Origin of the sequence: Streptodolium elevatio, from assembly GCF_040649515.1 — a bacterium.
Taxonomy (GTDB): Bacteria; Actinomycetota; Actinomycetes; order Streptomycetales; family Streptomycetaceae; genus Yinghuangia; species Yinghuangia elevatio.
In genome coordinates this window covers 33,310-48,988 of record NZ_JBEZFP010000039.1, presented here as the reverse complement: position 1 = coordinate 48,988, position 15,679 = coordinate 33,310, and the positions used below count along the sequence as shown (strand labels likewise).

11 protein-coding genes are annotated in these 15,679 nt (G+C 71.8%); 8 read left to right on the top strand and 3 right to left on the bottom strand.

Annotation, left to right across the window (positions count from 1 at the left end; translation table 11 throughout):
• Nucleotides 1-136 precede the first annotated feature (136 nt).
• The gene (locus AB0C36_RS17240; protein WP_358354811.1) at nt 137-1,759 is read left to right on the top strand and encodes a CocE/NonD family hydrolase; all 1,623 of its coding nucleotides are present in this window, start codon (nt 137-139) and stop codon (nt 1,757-1,759) included.
• 209 nt (nt 1,760-1,968) lie between these two features.
• The gene (locus AB0C36_RS17235; RefSeq protein WP_435839058.1) at nt 1,969-3,021 is read left to right on the top strand and encodes a phosphatase PAP2 family protein; all 1,053 of its coding nucleotides are present in this window, start codon (nt 1,969-1,971) and stop codon (nt 3,019-3,021) included.
• On the opposite strand, the gene AB0C36_RS17230 is transcribed toward AB0C36_RS17235, so the two are convergent.
• A complete protein-coding gene (locus AB0C36_RS17230) occupies nt 2,985-6,047 on the bottom strand; it encodes a bifunctional [glutamine synthetase] adenylyltransferase/[glutamine synthetase]-adenylyl-L-tyrosine phosphorylase (RefSeq protein ID WP_358354809.1) in 3,063 nt (1,020 codons plus the stop codon). The two genes, AB0C36_RS17235 and AB0C36_RS17230, sit on opposite strands and share 37 nt — an antisense overlap.
• 421 nt (nt 6,048-6,468) lie before the next feature.
• Here AB0C36_RS17230 and AB0C36_RS17225 point away from each other — a divergent pair, with 421 nt between their 5' ends.
• Complete coding sequence (locus tag AB0C36_RS17225; RefSeq protein ID WP_358354806.1) at nt 6,469-7,080, top strand: TetR/AcrR family transcriptional regulator; 612 nt, start codon at nt 6,469-6,471, stop codon at nt 7,078-7,080.
• A gap of 220 nt (nt 7,081-7,300) precedes the next feature.
• Here the strand turns inward: AB0C36_RS17225 and AB0C36_RS17220 are convergent, their stop codons facing one another.
• Nucleotides 7,301-8,662, bottom strand: a complete 1,362-nt coding sequence (locus AB0C36_RS17220) for a glutamine synthetase family protein (protein WP_358354803.1) — start codon at nt 8,660-8,662, stop codon at nt 7,301-7,303.
• A 205-nt stretch (nt 8,663-8,867) separates the two neighbouring features.
• Between AB0C36_RS17220 and AB0C36_RS17215 the strand changes: the two genes are divergently transcribed.
• The 3 genes from AB0C36_RS17215 (at nt 8,868) to AB0C36_RS17205 (ending at nt 12,106) form a co-directional block, all read left to right on the top strand.
• Nucleotides 8,868-9,308 carry a carboxymuconolactone decarboxylase family protein gene (locus AB0C36_RS17215; protein ID WP_358354800.1) on the top strand — a complete coding sequence of 147 codons (441 nt, stop codon included), beginning with the start codon at nt 8,868-8,870 and terminating at the stop codon, nt 9,306-9,308.
• Nucleotides 9,305-10,276 (top strand): RNA polymerase sigma factor SigJ, encoded by a 972-nt coding sequence (sigJ, locus tag AB0C36_RS17210; RefSeq protein ID WP_358354798.1) that lies wholly within the window; start codon nt 9,305-9,307, stop codon nt 10,274-10,276. The genes AB0C36_RS17215 and sigJ overlap by 4 nt, the downstream gene beginning before the upstream one ends.
• Before the next feature lie 69 nt (nt 10,277-10,345).
• A complete protein-coding gene (locus AB0C36_RS17205; protein WP_358354796.1) occupies nt 10,346-12,106 on the top strand; it encodes an NAD+ synthase in 1,761 nt (586 codons plus the stop codon).
• Nucleotides 12,107-12,119: 13 nt separating this feature from the next.
• Here the strand turns inward: AB0C36_RS17205 and AB0C36_RS17200 are convergent, their stop codons facing one another.
• A complete protein-coding gene (locus AB0C36_RS17200; RefSeq protein ID WP_358354794.1) occupies nt 12,120-13,067 on the bottom strand; it encodes a hypothetical protein in 948 nt (315 codons plus the stop codon).
• Between the two features lie 37 nt (nt 13,068-13,104).
• On the opposite strand from AB0C36_RS17200, the gene AB0C36_RS17195 reads away from it, so the two are divergent.
• Together AB0C36_RS17195 and AB0C36_RS17190 are read left to right on the top strand one after the other, a co-directional pair.
• The gene (locus AB0C36_RS17195; protein ID WP_358354792.1) at nt 13,105-13,608 is read left to right on the top strand and encodes a RidA family protein; all 504 of its coding nucleotides are present in this window, start codon (nt 13,105-13,107) and stop codon (nt 13,606-13,608) included.
• A gap of 287 nt (nt 13,609-13,895) precedes the next feature.
• On the top strand, nt 13,896-15,653 hold the full coding sequence (locus AB0C36_RS17190) for an acyl-CoA dehydrogenase family protein (RefSeq protein WP_358354789.1): 1,758 nt from the start codon (nt 13,896-13,898) through the stop codon (nt 15,651-15,653).
• Nucleotides 15,654-15,679 lie beyond the last annotated feature (26 nt).

Below are 15,679 nucleotides of genomic sequence, written 5' to 3'. Positions count from 1 at the left end.
CGGTCGTACTCGCCAGGCCCTGCAACGCAGCGAGCGCGCGTGCCCGGCGTCGCGTGCCCGGCTGCATCCGGCAGAGAGGGCCCCGTACGGGCTCACCGCACCACCCCACGATCCCCCCGTCGCAGAGGGAGCAGGCATGAGCTCAGGAAAGGTTCCGCGCGCACGCACCGTCAGATCCCGCCTGGCGGTCGTGCTCGCCGTACTCGCCGCCCTGCTGGTTCCGGGCGTCGGCGCCGCGCCGCAGGCCGCCGCGGCCGGGCCGGCGTTCCGGTTCGTCGACGTGCCGGTGGCGCCCGGCGTCGTCCTCAAGGCCAACGTATTCGTCCCGGCGGGAGCCGACGCCGCCCACCGCGCGCCCGTCGTGGTGCTGCCGGCGAGTTGGTCGATGCCGCAGATCGAGTACGTCGCCCAGGCGAAGCAACTCGCCGAGAACGGCTACATCGCCCTGTCCTACACGGCGCGCGGATTCTGGCTGTCCGGCGGCGAGATCGGCGTCGCCGGCCCGGACGACGTCGCCGACGTGTCGCGCATGATCGACTGGGCGCTCGCCAACACCCCAGCGGACCCGGCGCGTATCGGAACCGTCGGCGTCTCCTACGGCGCGGGCCTCGGCCTCCTCGCCGCCGGCCACGACCCGCGCATCAAGACCGTTGCCGCACTGAGCGGTTGGGCCGATCTGGTCGACTCGATCTACGCGGGCCAGACGCAGCACATCCAGTCCGCCGCCGGACTTGCCGTGGCCGGTTACGTGACCGGCCGTCCCAGCGACGAATTCGGGCAGTTCCTGGTCGACTTCCTCACCACGGCCAACGTGCCCGAGCTGATCGCGTGGGCGAACGTACGCTCGCCCGCCACGTACCTGGACCGGATCAACGCGAACGGCCCGGCCGTCATGCTGGCCAACGCGTGGGGCGACAGCATCTTCCCGCCCAACCAACTCGCCGAGTTCTACGAGAAGCTGACCGTGCCCAAGCGCCTGGAGTTCCGGCCCGGCGATCACGCCACACCGGAGATCCCGGGGCTGGCCGGGCTGCCCAACGACACCTGGGCCAACACCCGCGCCTGGCTCGACCACCACCTCAAGGGCGTCGACAACGGCATCGACCGGCAGCCGCCCGTGCAGATCAAGCCGCGCATCGAGGGCGGGTACGAGGGCTACGCCGACTGGGCGGACCTGACCGGTTCGCGGCTGAACCTGCGGCTCGGCGACAACGGCTGGTCGCGCACCGGCCCGCTCGCGCCGAGTGCGGGCACCGGCTGGACCACGCCCATCGGCACAAATATCGATTCAGGCGCCAATGGAGGCGTGATCTTCCTGACCAACCTGGTCGAGGAGTACCTGCGCATCCCACCGATGGTGTCGGTCCCGCTGCTGCCGCGGGCGGTCGCGGCGGTGTGGCAGTCGGACCGCCTGGCCTCCGAAAGCCAGGTACGCGGCACGACGAGCCTGCACGTGACCGTGAATCCGAGCGCTTCCGCCGGCACATTCGTGGCCTACCTGTACGACGTGGACTCGCTCGGCGTCGGCAAACTCGTCACGCACATGCCCTACACGTTCTTCGGCAAGCAGGCGGGACGGCCCTTCGCCGCCGACCTGGACCTGCTCGCGACGGCGTACGACGTCCCGGCAGGCCACCGGCTCGCCCTCGTCATCGACACCGTCGACCCGCTCTACATCGAGCAGAACCCGGCTTTCTCGACGCTCGCGTTCGGCTCCCCGAGCGCCGACCCCTCGTGGATCTCGGTGCCGCTGCGCTAGCGCGTCCCGCACACCGCCCGCGTATCGCCCGCGTATCGCCCGGCCCACCGCCGAGCACGCCGGTCGGCCGCCACCGCACGCGGCCGTGCGCGACCCGGGGTCCCGCCCGCACGGGGGACCCGGGGTCGTCCGCAGGGGGTACACGTGATCGTCCGAACCGTACCCGCGGGTGATCGGCGCACCGCCTGCCTCTGGCAGACTGGGTCCTTATGGGGGAAACGCAAACCCAGCAGAGCCCGCCGCAGTCGTCGCCGGACGCTTCGGCGGCGATGGGTCCCGCGTCGGCAGCGGGTGAGCCGACTCCGCTGTACGTGCGCGTGCGCACGTACCTGCGGACACCCCGCCGCCCGCGCTTCGTCGTGGAGCTGGCGCTCGTGGCGCTCAGCTACTGGGTCTACTCCCTCATCCGCAACGCGGTGCCCAACCGCGAGTCCCTCGCCGTGGAACGCGCGTGGCAGCTCCTCGACTTCGAGAAGTCGCTGCACATCGACGTGGAGTACGCGATCAACCACGCCGCCGACAAGGTGACCTGGCTGATCGTCGGCATGAACTACTACTACGCCACGCTGCACTTCATCGTGACCATAGGCGTGCTGGTGTGGCTGTTCCGCTGGCATCCGGGCCGCTATCGGGCTGTGCGCACAGTCCTGTTCGTCACCACGGGGCTCGCGCTGTTCGGGTACTTCTTCTACGCGCTTGCCCCGCCGCGCCTGCTGCCCGGCGCGGGCTACATCGACACCGTGCTCGTGCACAACACCTGGGGTTCGATGTCCTCGGGCAACATGAAGAGCGTGTCGAACCAGTTCGCCGCGATGCCGTCGATGCACATCGGCTGGTCGACCTGGTGTGCGGTCGCCATCTGGAAGTTCGCGATGCCGATGTGGGTGCGCGTGCTCGGCGTGCTGTACCCGCTGATGACGCTCGTGGTGATCATGGCGACGGGCAACCACTTCATCCTCGACGCGGTCGGCGGCTGGATCACGCTGGCCGCCGGGTTCGCCGTGCAACGGCTGGTGAACGGGTGCTCGGCCTACCAGTTCCCGCGCTACACGCCTGATGACCCGCGGTACGAGGAGCACGGCGGCGACCGGCACGGTGACGCCGACGGCGACCACGACGGACGCGGGGACGGCGGCCCTTCGGGGCGGGATGCAGCCCACGCATCCGGGCGGTCCCCGGCAGAAGGTGCGAAATCCCCCCGAGGGCCGGACAATTCCTCCGGCAGTCAGCGCGAGCCGGCCGCTTCGTTCCCGTCACCGTAGGTCTCGCCGTAGAACACCCGGTCGACGACGGCCCTGGCGTGCCGCGTGATGCGGCGGTAGTCCTCGATCACGGTGCCCGCCCCCACCGGGCCCGCGCCGGTCGCGCGGTAGCCGAGCAGACGTGCGACCCCGGCCAGTTCGCGCACGTCGGAGGGGAACTGGTCGGACGGGCGGCCGCGTACCACCATCACCGCGTTGCGCACGCGCGTCGCCTCCAGCCACGCGTCGTCGAGCACCTTGGCGTCCTGCGCGTCCAGTAGCCCGGCCTCGGCCGCCGCGGCCAGCGCCTCGCGCGTCCCGGTGGTACGCAGCGCCGGCACCGCGTGCGCGTGCTTCATCTGCAGCAACTGCGCGACCCACTCGACGTCGGCCAGGCCGCCGCGCCCCAGTTTGGTGTGCGTGGTCGGGTCCGCGCCGCGCGGCAGCCGCTCGGCCTCGATACGGGCCTTCATGCGCCGGATCTCGCGTACCTCGTTGTCGGTCAACCCGGCCGTGGGCCAGCGCAGCGGCGCGATGAGGTCGACGAACCGGGCGCCGAGGTCGGCATCGCCCGCGACCGGCGCGGCCCGCAGCAGCGCCTGGCTCTCCCACAGCTTGGACCAGCGCTCGTAGTAGGCCCGGTACGACGCGAGCGTCCGTACGAGCGGGCCCTGCCGCCCTTCCGGCCGCAGGTCGGCGTCGACCACGAGCGGCGGGTCGGTGGCGGGCAGTTGCAGCAGGCGGCGCATCTCGTTGGCGATGGCGTGTGCCTGCTTGGCCGCCACCTCCTCGCCGGTGCCCTCCTCGGGCTCGTGCACGAAGACGACGTCGGCATCGCTCGCGTAGCCCTGTTCGTGCCCGCCGAAACGGCCCATCGCGATCACCGCGAGGCGGGTGCCGATCGCCTTCCCGGTCTGGCGCGCGTACTCGTCGGCCGCCGCCCGCAGGGCGCCGGTGAGGGTCGCCGCGGTGACGTCGGACAACGCGCGGCCCACCTCGTCGACGTCCAGCCTGCCGAGCACGTCGGCGGCGACGATGCGGAACAGCTCGCGGCGGCGCACGCTGCGGGCGATCTGCACGGCGACCTCGGCGCTGGGCGCGCGGCCCACCGCGGCCAGCACCTCGGACTCCAGGGCCGCGCGGGAGCGGGGCCGCAGGCCGTCCGGGTCGCCGAGCAGGGCGACCGCCTCGGGCGCACGCAGCAGCAGGTCGGGGGCGAGACGCCCGGAGGCCAGCACGCGGGCCATGTTCTCGGCCGCCGCGCCGCCGGCGTGCCCGGCCCCCGAGTCGCGCAGCAGGCGCAGGTACCAGTGCGTGTTGCCGAGCGCGTCGGAGATCTGCCGGAAAGCCAGCAGACCCGCGTCCGGATCGGCGGAGTCGGCGAACCAGCCGAGCATGACGGGCAGCAGCGTGCGCTGGATGGACGCGCGGCGGCTCACACCGGAGGCGAGCGCCTCCAGGTGGCGCAGGGCGCCGGCGGGGTCGGCGTACCCGAGCGCCTCCAAGCGCTGGGCGGCGGCTTCCGGGGTCAGCCTGGTCTCGCCGGGCTGGAGCCGGGCCACCGCGTCGAGCAGCGGGCGGTAGAACAACTTCTCGTGCAGACGGCGCACCTCGTGCCGGGTGCGGCGCCAGGTGGCCTCCAGCTCACCGACCGGGTTCGCGCGGAACCCCACCGAGCGGCCGAGCCGGCGCAGGTCGACGGAGTCGGTCGGCAGGAGGTGGGTGCGGCGCAGGCGGTGCAGCTGGATGCGGTGTTCGAGCAGGCGCAGGAAGCGGTACGCCTCGTCGAGCGAGGCCCCGTCGGCGCGGCCGACGTACCCCTCGGCGGACAGCGCGGCCAGTGCCTCCAGGGTGGATCCGCTGCGCAGCGACGAGTCGGCGCGGCCGTGCACGAGTTGCAGCAGCTGTACGGCGAACTCGATGTCGCGCAGGCCGCCGGGGCCGAGCTTGAGCTCGCGCTCGACCTCGGTGTGCGGGATGGACTCGACGACGCGGCGGCGCATGGCCTGGACGTCGGGGACGAAGTTCTCGCGCTGGGCGGCGGTCCACACGAGGGGGGCGATGCGCTCGACGTACTTGCGGCCGAGGGCCATGTCGCCGGCCACCGGGCGGGCCTTCAGCAGTGCCTGGAACTCCCAGGTCTTGGCCCAGCGCTCGTAGTACGCCAGGTGGCTGGTGAGCGTGCGGACCAGCGGCCCGTTGCGGCCCTCCGGCCGCAGGTTGGCGTCGACCGGCCAGATCGTGCCCTCGCGCGTGGTGTGCGAGCAGGCGCGCATCATGGCGGCGGCGATGCGGGAGGCCGCGGCGATCGCGGTGCCCTCCTCGACACCGGGCCGGGCGTCGGCGACGAAGACCACGTCGACGTCGCTGACGTAGTTGAGCTCCCGGCCGCCGCACTTGCCCATGCCGATGACCGCGAGGCGGCACTGCCCGGCCTCGACGGGGTGTTCGCGGGCCACGAGGTCGAGCGCCGCGTCGAGTGTGGCCCCGGCCAGGTCGGCGAGTTCGGCGGCGACCTGGGCGACGTCGGCGGTTCCGCACACGTCGCGGGCGGCGATGGAGAGCAGGCAGCGGCGGTACGCGACACGCAGGGCGTCGAGGGCGTCGTCGCCGGCCAGCGTGCCGTTCGTGCGGTCGTCCAGAGCGGCGCCGAGCGTACGGCGGAAGTACTCGGGGGTCGGGTGCGCGTCCTGTACGTCGTACGTGACCAGGGTCCGCCAGTCCTCGGGGTGCCGGGCGAGGTGGTCGCCGAGGGCGGCGCTGACGCCGAGCACGCCGAGCAGCCGGTCGCGCAGGGGCTTGGCCGAGGCGAGTGTGGACAGCAGGACCGGGCGGTCGTCGGCGGTCTCGGCCAGGCGTACCAGGCCGAGCAGCGCGAGGTCGGGGTCGGCCGTCGCGGACAGGCCTTCGAGCAGTTGCGAGTCGTCGCGTATGCCCGCGAGGACCGGGTCGGCCAGGCGCCGCGCGGCCGCGGCCGCGTCGGTGAAACCCAGCCTGACCAGGCGCGCTGTCGACACTCCCGTGGATACCGGGTCCCATGTGGTCACCTGCCGAGCGTAGCCTCGCGGTGGCCTGCTCCCAACAGCTGACCCACCGTCAGATGCGAGAATGCGGGCGGCGAGGCGGCGGCGCGCTCGCCTGGGCGGGCACGAACATCAGGCCAGGACACACGCCGAGCAGCACAGGCCAAGCAACACAGGCCAAGCGACACAGGCGGGTCGGGCGGGGAGCTGCGGTGGAACGCAACATGCGGCCGCCGGGAGGGAGCTCCCGACGGCCGCACGCCGTAGGCGCGTCCCGACCATCGAGTCCCCCGACCGCGATGACCGGTGCCGACGCGCTACCCGCCCGGTGGTTCAGGAGAACCGTCCCGTCAGGTCGTCCGTCCCACGGCCTGGGGGATCCTCCGTCTTGCCAGTTCTCCATACGCCACCGTACGGGAAGTCACCCTACGTTAGCGTGTGAGGCATGCGCAACGGTGTTCCCCCGGACAGTGTCCGAACAGACAGACCCGCACGGGCCGGCAGACGCACGCTGTCGCGGGACGATTGGGCACGCGCCGCTCTCGAGGCGATGCGCGAAAGCGGCCTCGGCGCCATCGCCGTGGAACCGCTCGCCGAACGTCTCGGGACGACCAAGGGCAGCTTCTACTGGCACTTCAAGGACCGCGACGCGCTCATCCACGCCGCCCTCGAACTGTGGGTCGAAGAGTCCGACGCGATGATGTCGGCCGCCGCCCGCATCACCGATCCGGCCGAACGCGGGCGGTGGCTCACCGAGTTCGCGTTCACCGGACCGCAGGGCGCGGACATCAGCACCACCCTGCTGGTGAACTCGACGCACCCGGTCGTCGGCCCCTTCCTGGAGCGCGTCACCGAGCAGCGCATCGCGTGGGGCGCGTCCCTCAACGAGGAGCTGGGCCTCGCCCCGGAGGCCGCGCGGCAGCACGCGCTGGCCGCCTGGATGGTCGCGGTAGGCATCGCGCTGGTCCGCCGCGGCGCGCCGCAACTGCTCCCGCAGGGTGACGAGTCCGACGCGTTCAAGCGCTACATCATGGAGCTGCTGCGCCCGAGGCCGTGACCGGCGCGCCCGCCTCGGCGGGCGTACCGGGGACGGCTCGGCGGTCCGCGGCGGTCCGCCGCCCACGGGGGAACGGGCGGCGCGCGATGCGGCACGCCTGCCGAGGTGTCTCCTGAGGGACGCGTCGGCAGGCGGTCAGGCTGCGGGTCGGTACGACGGTGGCGCGGGCGGTCGGCACATCCGCCGGCCGGCACGTCATGCGGCCGACGGCATGCACGGGTTACAGGACCGGCAGGTACTTTTGCAGCTCGAACGGCGTGACCTGCTGCCGGTACTCCTCCCACTCCTGGCGCTTGTTGCGCAGGAAGAACTCGAAGACGTGCTCGCCCAGCACCTCGGGCAGCAGCTCGCTGCGTTCCATCAGGGCGATGGCCTCGGCCAGGTTCTGCGGCAGCGGCGCGATGCCCAGCGCGCGGCGCTCGGCATCGGTCAGCGCCCACACGTCGTCCTCGGCACCGGCCGGCAGCTCGTAACCCTCTTCGACGCCCTTGAGCCCTGCACCGAGCAGGACGGCGAAGGTCAGGTACGGGTTGCACGCCGAGTCGATCGACCGCACCTCGATGCGCGTCGACTGGCCCTTGGTGGGCTTGTACATCGGCACCCGTACGAGCGCCGAGCGGTTGTTGTGCCCCCAGCAGATGTACGACGGGGCCTCGCCGCCCATGCCCGCGGTACGCGCCGACGCGCCCCACAGCCGCTTGTACGAGTTGACCCACTGGTTCGTGATCGCCGCCATCTCCCCCGCGTGCCGCAGCAGGCCCGCGATGAAGGAGCGCCCCACCTTGGAGAGCTGGTACTCCGCGCCGGCCTCGTAGAAGGCGTTGCGGTCGCCCTCGAACAGCGACAGGTGGGTGTGCATGCCCGAGCCCGGGTACTGCGAGAACGGCTTCGGCATGAAGGACGCGTGCACGCCCTGCTCCAGCGCGACCTCCTTGACCACCAGGCGGAAGGTCATGATGTTGTCCGCGGTGCTGAGCGCGTCGGCGTACCGCAGGTCGATCTCCTGCTGGCCGGGGGCGCCCTCGTGGTGGCTGAACTCCACCGAGATCCCCATGTTCTCCAGCATGGTGATCGCCTGGCGGCGGAAGTCGTGGCTGACCATCTGGGGCGTGTGGTCGAAGTAGCCGCTGTGGTCGACCGGCGTGGGCGGCGTGCCGTCCAGCGGCATGTCCTTGAACAGGAAGAACTCGATCTCGGGGTGCGTGTAGAAGGTGAAGCCCCGGTCGGACGCGCGCTCCAGGGTGCGCTTCAGGACGTACCGCGGGTCCGCGAACGACGGCGAGCCGTCGGGCATGAGGATGTCGCAGAACATGCGGGCGGTCCCGGGCGCCTCGGCGCGCCACGGCAGTATCTGGAAGGTCGCAGGATCCGGCTTGGCCAGCATGTCCGACTCGTGCACGCGCGCGAAGCCCTCGATGGCCGAACCGTCGAAGCCGATCCCCTCGGCAAACGCCTGTTCAAGCTCGGCAGGGGCCACGGCGACCGACTTGAGAAAGCCGAGCACATCGGTGAACCACAGGCGCACGAACCGAATGTCGCGCTCCTCCAGCGTGCGAAGCACGAACTCCTGCTGCTTATCCATGGGTACATCTTGGCCTGTCCCGGTTGCGAACACATTACGGGCCCTCCAACAAAGGGAGCGCGGCGCGAATCAGCCCCCCGGGCGTGACCGGCATCACACCGGCGGCTCCCGGGGACTGTCACATCCGCAGGGGGCCGCCCCGTCGTTCTCACGTCCGCCGCATCCGGGCGGCGGGCCGCAAAAAACACCGGAAGGACCGCCTCAAATGCAGCAGCGCATGGACATCTCCCAGGCCGCACCGCAGGGCTACCAGGCCGTCATCGGCCTGGAGAAGTACGTCCGGGCCAACGTCGACCCGACCCTCCTCCACCTGATCAAGCTGCGCGCGTCCGTCGTCAACGGCTGCGCCTTCTGCGTCGACATGCACAGCACCGAGGCGCTGAAGGACGGCGAGCAGGGCCGGCGCCTCTTCGCGGTGAGCGCGTGGCGCGAGTCGCCGTTCTTCTCCGAGGTCGAGCGGGCCGCGCTCGAGCTGACCGACGAGGTCACGGCGCTCGGCGAGCACGGTGTCACGGACCAGGTCTGGGCGGCGGCGCAGGACGCGTTCTCGGACAAGGAGCTCGCCGACATCATCCTCGCGATCAGTACGATCAACGTGTGGAACCGGGTCGCAGTGAGCACACACCTCCAGCCCCCGGCCCTGTGACGGAGACGCTCACCGAACGGCCGGCGTCCGGGAACGGCGCCGGGAGCGGGTACGACGAGGTCTTCGAGCGGCACCGGCAGGTGCTGCTCGGCCTCGCGTACCGCATGCTCGGCAGCTGGTGGGACGCCGAGGACTGCGTCCAGGAGGCGTGGCTGCGCTGGCGCCGGGCGACCGCCGACCCCGGCACCGCGCCGATCGACGACCCGCGCGGCTGGCTCGTCACCGCCACCACCCGGCTCGCGCTCGACCAGCTGCGTTCGGCGCGGCACCGGCGGGAGACGTACGTCGGCCCCTGGGTGCCCGAGCCGGTGCCCACGGGCCGGCTCGCGCTCGACCCCGCCGAGACCGCGGCGCAGCGGTCCACGGTGTCGCTGGCCGCGTTGCGGCTGATGGAGCAGTTGTCGCCACCCGAACGGGCGGTCTTCCTACTGCGCGAGGCGTTCGAACTGCCGTACCAGGAAATCGCCGACGCGCTGGGCATCGAGGCCGCCAACGCCCGGCAGCTGCACCGCCGCGCGGCCGGACGGCTGGACCGGGACCGTGTCCGCTTCCGCGTCGACAGCGGCGAACACCATGCGCTGGTCGACCGGTTCGTGGCGGCCGCGGCGTCGGGCGACCGCAAGGGGCTCGAATCGCTGCTGGCGCGCGACGTGGTGCTGTGGAACGACGGCGGCGGCCGGGTCAGTGCCGCGCGCAATCCCATCTACGGGCCGGAGCGGGTCGTACGCTTCCTGCTCGGCGTCATGGACCGCTGGCCCCGCACCCGCGCGCACCGCATCGAGGTCAACGGCGGCCCCGCGCTGCTGCTGGACTTCGACACCGTCCGGCTGCTGCTGAGCTTCGAGACGGGCGACGGAATCATCGTGGGGATCCAGGGAGTTGTGAACCCGGACAAGCTCGGCACGGTCGCCACGCCGGACGGCGAACCGTACTTCGAGTACCGGCCGGAGGACTTCCCGCCGGCCTGACCCGCGCGGCGCGCCGAGACCTCCACCACTATTCGTCACTTTGACGTCAAGGTCGGCTAGACTGCCGCCGTGCCTCAGCTTCGGATCGCCCTCAGCCAGCTCAACCCCACCGTCGGCGACCTGACCCGCAACGCGGACCTGGTCGTCGCCTGGACCCGACGCGCCGCCGCCAAGGGTGCGCACCTGGTCGCCTTCCCCGAGATGGTGCTCACCGGCTACCCGGTCGAAGACCTCGCCCTGCGGGCGTCCTTCGTCGAGGCGTCGCGCCGCACGCTCGACGCGCTCGCGCTGCGGCTCGCCGCCGAGGGCCTGGGCGACACCACCGTCGTCGTCGGTTACCTCGACCGCTGCGACACCTCCACGCCGCGGCTCGGCCTCCCGGCCGGGGCACCGCAGAACGCGGCGGCCGTGCTGCACGGCGGCCGGGTGGTCGTGCGTACCGCGAAGCACCACCTGCCCAACTACGGCGTGTTCGACGAGGCCCGCTACTTCGTGCCGGGCGACACGCTGGCGGTCGTGCGGGTACACGGCATCGACGTCGCCCTCGCCATCTGCGAGGACCTGTGGCAGGACGGCGGTCCGGTCGCGGCGGTGCGGGCGGCCGGGGCGGGGCTGCTCATGGTCGTCAACGGGTCGCCGTACGAGCTGGCCAAGGACGACGTACGCCTCGACCTCGCCCGGCGGCGGGCCTCCGAGGCGGGGTGCGCGCTGGCGTACGTCAACATGGTCGGCGGGCAGGACGAACTGGTCTTCGAGGGGGACTCCCTGGTCGTCGGCGACGACGGCCGACTCGTCGCCCGCGCCCCGCAGTTCGAGGAGGCGCTGCTGATCACCGACCTGGAGCTGCCGGCGGCGTCGACGGACGAGAGCGCGTACAACGCGGGCGACGTGGTCGCCGACGGACTGACGATCGTGCAGGCGACGGTGTCCGAGACGCCCGTGCCACCCTACGAGCCGCTGGCGCCCACCGTCGCCGACCACCTCTCCGACGACGCCGAGATCTACGCCGCAACGGTCGTCGGCCTGCGCGACTACGCCGCGAAGAACGGCTTCAAGTCCGTGGTCCTGGGCCTGTCCGGCGGTATCGACTCCGCGCTCGTGGCGGCCATCGCGGCCGACGCCGTGGGAGCGGAGAACGTGTACGGCATCTCCATGCCGAGCAAGTACTCCTCCGACCACTCCAAGGACGACGCCGCCGACACCGCCGAGCGCATCGGCCTCAACTACCGGCAGGTTCCCATCGCGCCGATGGTCGACGCGTACCTCGACGCGGTGCACCTGACCGGCGTCGCCGAGGAGAACCTCCAGGCGCGCGTGCGCGGCACGACCCTGATGGGCGTCTCCAATCAGGACGGCCACCTCGTCCTCGCGACCGGCAACAAGAGCGAACTCGCCTGCGGCTACTCGACCTTGTACGGTGACGCGGTCGGCGGCTTCGCGCCGATCAAGGACCTCCCGAAGACGGTCGTGTGGCGCATCGCGCGCTGGCGCAACGAAGAGGCGCTGCGCCGCGGCACCGTGCCGCCCATCCCGGAGAACTCCATCACCAAGCCCCCGAGCGCCGAACTGCGGCCGGACCAGAAGGACTCCGACTCGCTGCCGGACTACGAGATCCTCGACGACATCCTGGACGACTACGTCGAACTCGACATGGGCCGCGACGAGATCGTCGCCGCGGGCTTCGACCCCGACCTCGTCGACCGTGTCCTCAAGCTCGTCGACAGTGCCGAGTACAAGCGCCGCCAGTACCCGCCGGGGACCAAGATCTCCCTCAAGGCCTTCGGCCGCGACCGCCGCCTGCCGATCACCAACCGCTGGCGCGAGAGCTGACCCGGTCGGCTCGTCAGTGGGGAGCCGGGCAGGCGCAGGAGTTCGGGTAGTCGGCTGCCATGCGGTCGAGCCGCTCGGCGTACGCCGCCCGGCCGAGGTCGCGGTAGGCCCTCGCCCACAGGGGCTTGAGCTCCGCGAAGTGGCAGGTGGGAGAGGTGACGAACGCGTCCATGAGCACGAGGAGAGCAGTCGCCGGATGCCCGGCGGCGAGGGCGCGGCGGGCCGCGGCCAACGTCTCGGCCAGGGACGGTTCGTCGCCGGGCGCGAAGGGTTCCCCGACGTCGAAGGCGGCGGCCGGGGCGAGAACTCCGATGCCGTCGTACCCGGGCTCGTTGCGCCACCCTTGCGGGACGTCGAACACGATCTCGAACTCGTCGTCTCTCGTCACGCCGGAGCCGTGCCAGGACGATCCCGGGTAGACCCGGTCCGGGTCCGGCCGCACGTGCAGTTCCTCGGCCAGCCGACCGACGAGCTCCCGCCTTGTCGTCGGGGGCGCGTCGTGCTGACGCAGCCGCCGCAGCGCCCACGACAGCATGAACTCCAGGCCGGAACGGGTGTCCGGGCCGATGAAGGTCACCCCGTGCTCGTGACCGCTCGCGAGCGCGACCGGGTGGTCCGTCCGCCCCAGCTCCGGAGCGGGCACGAGCCAGCCGACGTACGCACCGGTCCCCAGGGCCCCGAACGGCACGAACTCCGGTGTGGCGTAGAGCGGTACCGGCAGTCGCCGGTCGTCCTCGTCCGGCGGCGGGTACTGCTCCCAGCCGTTGTACGGACGCGGCGCCGCGACCAGGTCGAACATGAAGTCGCAGTGGGATTCAACGAGGGTGCGGTCGTACACCTCGGTCTCGAGGAGGGTGTCGTAGGCGTGCTGCCAAGCGACGTCGATCAACACGCGCAGCGCGGGCGGCGTGGCGAACGGAAACAGGTCGTCGACCCACGGCGGCGCGATCGGACCGGTCACAGCGGCCGAGGCTACCGCGACGCCTAACATCGTCCGCATGTCACCGACCTCCCCGGTCTCCCCCGAAACAGCGCTGGTACGTCTGGGACTTGCCGACGTACGGCCGCCTGCGCCGATCGGCAACTTCTGCTTCGGCGTACGCGCGGGCGACCTGTTCTTCGTGTCCGGCACGTACGGCACCACCAAGGACGCGGACGGCAACGACCAACTCCCGATCACCGGCAAGCTCGGCCGCGAACTCACCATCGAGGAAGGCCAGGCATCCGCCCGCCTCGTGGCGATCAACCTCCTCGCGATGGCTCGCGCGGAACTCGGCAGCCTCGACAAGGTCCTTCGCGTGGTCCGCCTGGCCGGCTACATCAATTGCGTCCCGGGCTTCGCCCAAGCCCCCGCCGTCCTGAACGGCGCCTCGGACCTCCTCATCGAGGTCTTCGGCCCCGACCTCGGCAAACACGCCCGCATAGCCCTCTACCAACCGGACCTCCCCCGCGAAGCCCCACTAACCGCCGAACTGACCCTCCAACTCCACCCCGACAAGTGACAGCCAAGACCGTCACCGTTGGCGCGGACGGTCCGTCTCGACCAAGGCGTTAATTGTGGGAACTCCCGCATTCGTCGGTCCGAACGGCGTCGCGTAGTCGACCCTGTCGGTCCCCATCCGCGCGGGCTGGAGGGCGGTCTGGCGCGCTCCGGGCACTTGCACGCGGGCGAGGTCGGTGGGCCGTACTTCGTCCATGTGTATGTGATCCCGCTGGGCGGGTGCGTTCGGCCCTGGGGGCAATCGCCGGATGTCTTTCCTTGTAAAGATTGCCCTGTTAGCTTGCGCGGGTGGAGGACGACGAGCTGGACCTGCTTCGGGACACCGCCGCGCGTATCGCCGAGTCGCTGCGGCCTGCGGATACGACGCGCCTAATGGCCGCGGACAGTGCGCAGGCGTTGGCGGTTCTGGAACGGGCCGGGCTGACGGGGATGCGGGCGGCGGGGGCGACCGCCGCTCAGGTGGCCGTGGTCGCCACCGAGTTGGCGCGTACGTCGGCGCCCGTCGCGTACGTCGACGGCGAGTCGGGCGGCGAAGCCGCCCTCACGCTGGCGTTGGTGTGCGCGGATCTCGTGGGTGTCGCGCGCGGGGCGCTGGACGATGCCTTGCGCCACGCGCGTACGCGGACGCAGTTCGGGCGGGCGATCGGGGCGTTCCAGGCCGTCGCGCATCTGGCGGCCGAGGCGGCGGTGGATCTCGCGGCGGCGGAGGCGTTCGCTTCGCATGCCGCCTGGGCGGTGGACGCGTTGGCGGCCGACGAGGCACTCGCCGTGGCCGCGGCGGCGCGCGAGGTATGCGCAGAGGCTGCCGTCGCCGTCTGCGAGACGGCCATCCAGGTCCTCGGCGGCATGGGGATGACCTGGGAGCATCTGGCGCACATACGGCTCCGGCGGGCCCACGCGGGTCGGCGGCGGGAGGTCGACGGGACGACGGCGAGCGGCGTGCTTCCGGATCTTCGAGGGCTGGACTCGCCTGCCGAGGCGGCGTTCAGGGCGGAACTGGTCGCGTGGATCGACGGGTTCGAGGCGGGGGCCGAGGACAGCGCGGGGCGGCCCCGCCTCGCGTGGCATCGGGCGCTCTACTCGGCCGGATACGTGGGAGTGTCCTTCCCGGCGGCCTCGGGTGGACGGGGTATGCCGGCGGCGTACGAGGCCGTCGTCAACGACGAGTTGGGGTTCCGCGGCATGCCGCCGGTCCCGCCGATCGGTCATCTCGCGCACGCGTTGCGGCGGTTCGGTAGCGACACGCAGCGGGAGACGTACCTTGCCGATCTGCTGTCGGGCGCGGTCGCGTGGTGCCAGGGGTTCAGCGAGCCGGGAGCGGGGTCGGACCTCGCGGCGCTGACGACGAAGGCCCGCCGCGAGGGCGACGCCTACCGCGTGAACGGCACCAAGATCTGGACCAGCGACGCCGTGGACTCCGACCGGTGCCTGCTGCTGTGCCGGACCGGCGAGGCCGGGCACCGGGGCCTGTCGATGCTGATCGTGCCGATGGACGCCCCCGGGGTACGCGTCGATCCGATCGTCACCGCCTTCGAGACGCGGGAGTTCGCGCAGGTCTTCTTCGACGACGTACGCGTGCCCGCCGCCGACCGGCTCGGCGGCGAGGGCGACGGGTGGGCCATCGCGATGGCGCTGCTGGCGTACGAGCGGGGGCCGGCCGACATCGGCTGGACGTCCCGCCTCGCCGCCGCCGTCGCGGAGATGCGCGCCCGGGGAACCGGCGGCGATCCGGTGCTCGCCCACCGCCTCGACCACGCCGAGCGGTGGCTGTACGCGCTGCGCCTCCGGGTGCGAGCCCGCCTGAACGCCCGTGACACGAACGACAGCGCCGATGCCGACCACGGCCCCGGCCCCGAGGGCTCGATCGACAAGCTGCTGCTCACGCGCGTCGACAAGCTCATCGGGCGGCTCCAACTCGACCTGGTGGGCGACGAGGCGATGACCGGGTATCTGTGGTCGCGCGCGGCCGGAATCTACGGTGGGACCGAGCAGATACAGCGCGACATCGTGGCGCAGCGCGTACTGGGTCTGCCCCGGGCGCGCTGACGGCCGTGACCACGGGTCGCTTGCAT

What these genes read in the sequence shown, in the direction of transcription:
- AB0C36_RS17220 (WP_358354803.1), bottom strand. Translation starts at nt 8,662, where the DNA reads ATGGATAAGCAGCAGGAGTTCGTGCTTCGCACGCTGGAGGAGCGCGAC.
- AB0C36_RS17195 (WP_358354792.1), top strand. Translation starts at nt 13,105, where the DNA reads ATGTCACCGACCTCCCCGGTCTCCCCCGAAACAGCGCTGGTACGTCTG.
- AB0C36_RS17235 (WP_435839058.1), top strand. Translation starts at nt 1,969, where the DNA reads ATGGGGGAAACGCAAACCCAGCAGAGCCCGCCGCAGTCGTCGCCGGAC.
- AB0C36_RS17215 (WP_358354800.1), top strand. Translation starts at nt 8,868, where the DNA reads ATGCAGCAGCGCATGGACATCTCCCAGGCCGCACCGCAGGGCTACCAG.
- AB0C36_RS17240 (WP_358354811.1), top strand. Translation starts at nt 137, where the DNA reads ATGAGCTCAGGAAAGGTTCCGCGCGCACGCACCGTCAGATCCCGCCTG.
- AB0C36_RS17225 (WP_358354806.1), top strand. Translation starts at nt 6,469, where the DNA reads ATGCGCAACGGTGTTCCCCCGGACAGTGTCCGAACAGACAGACCCGCA.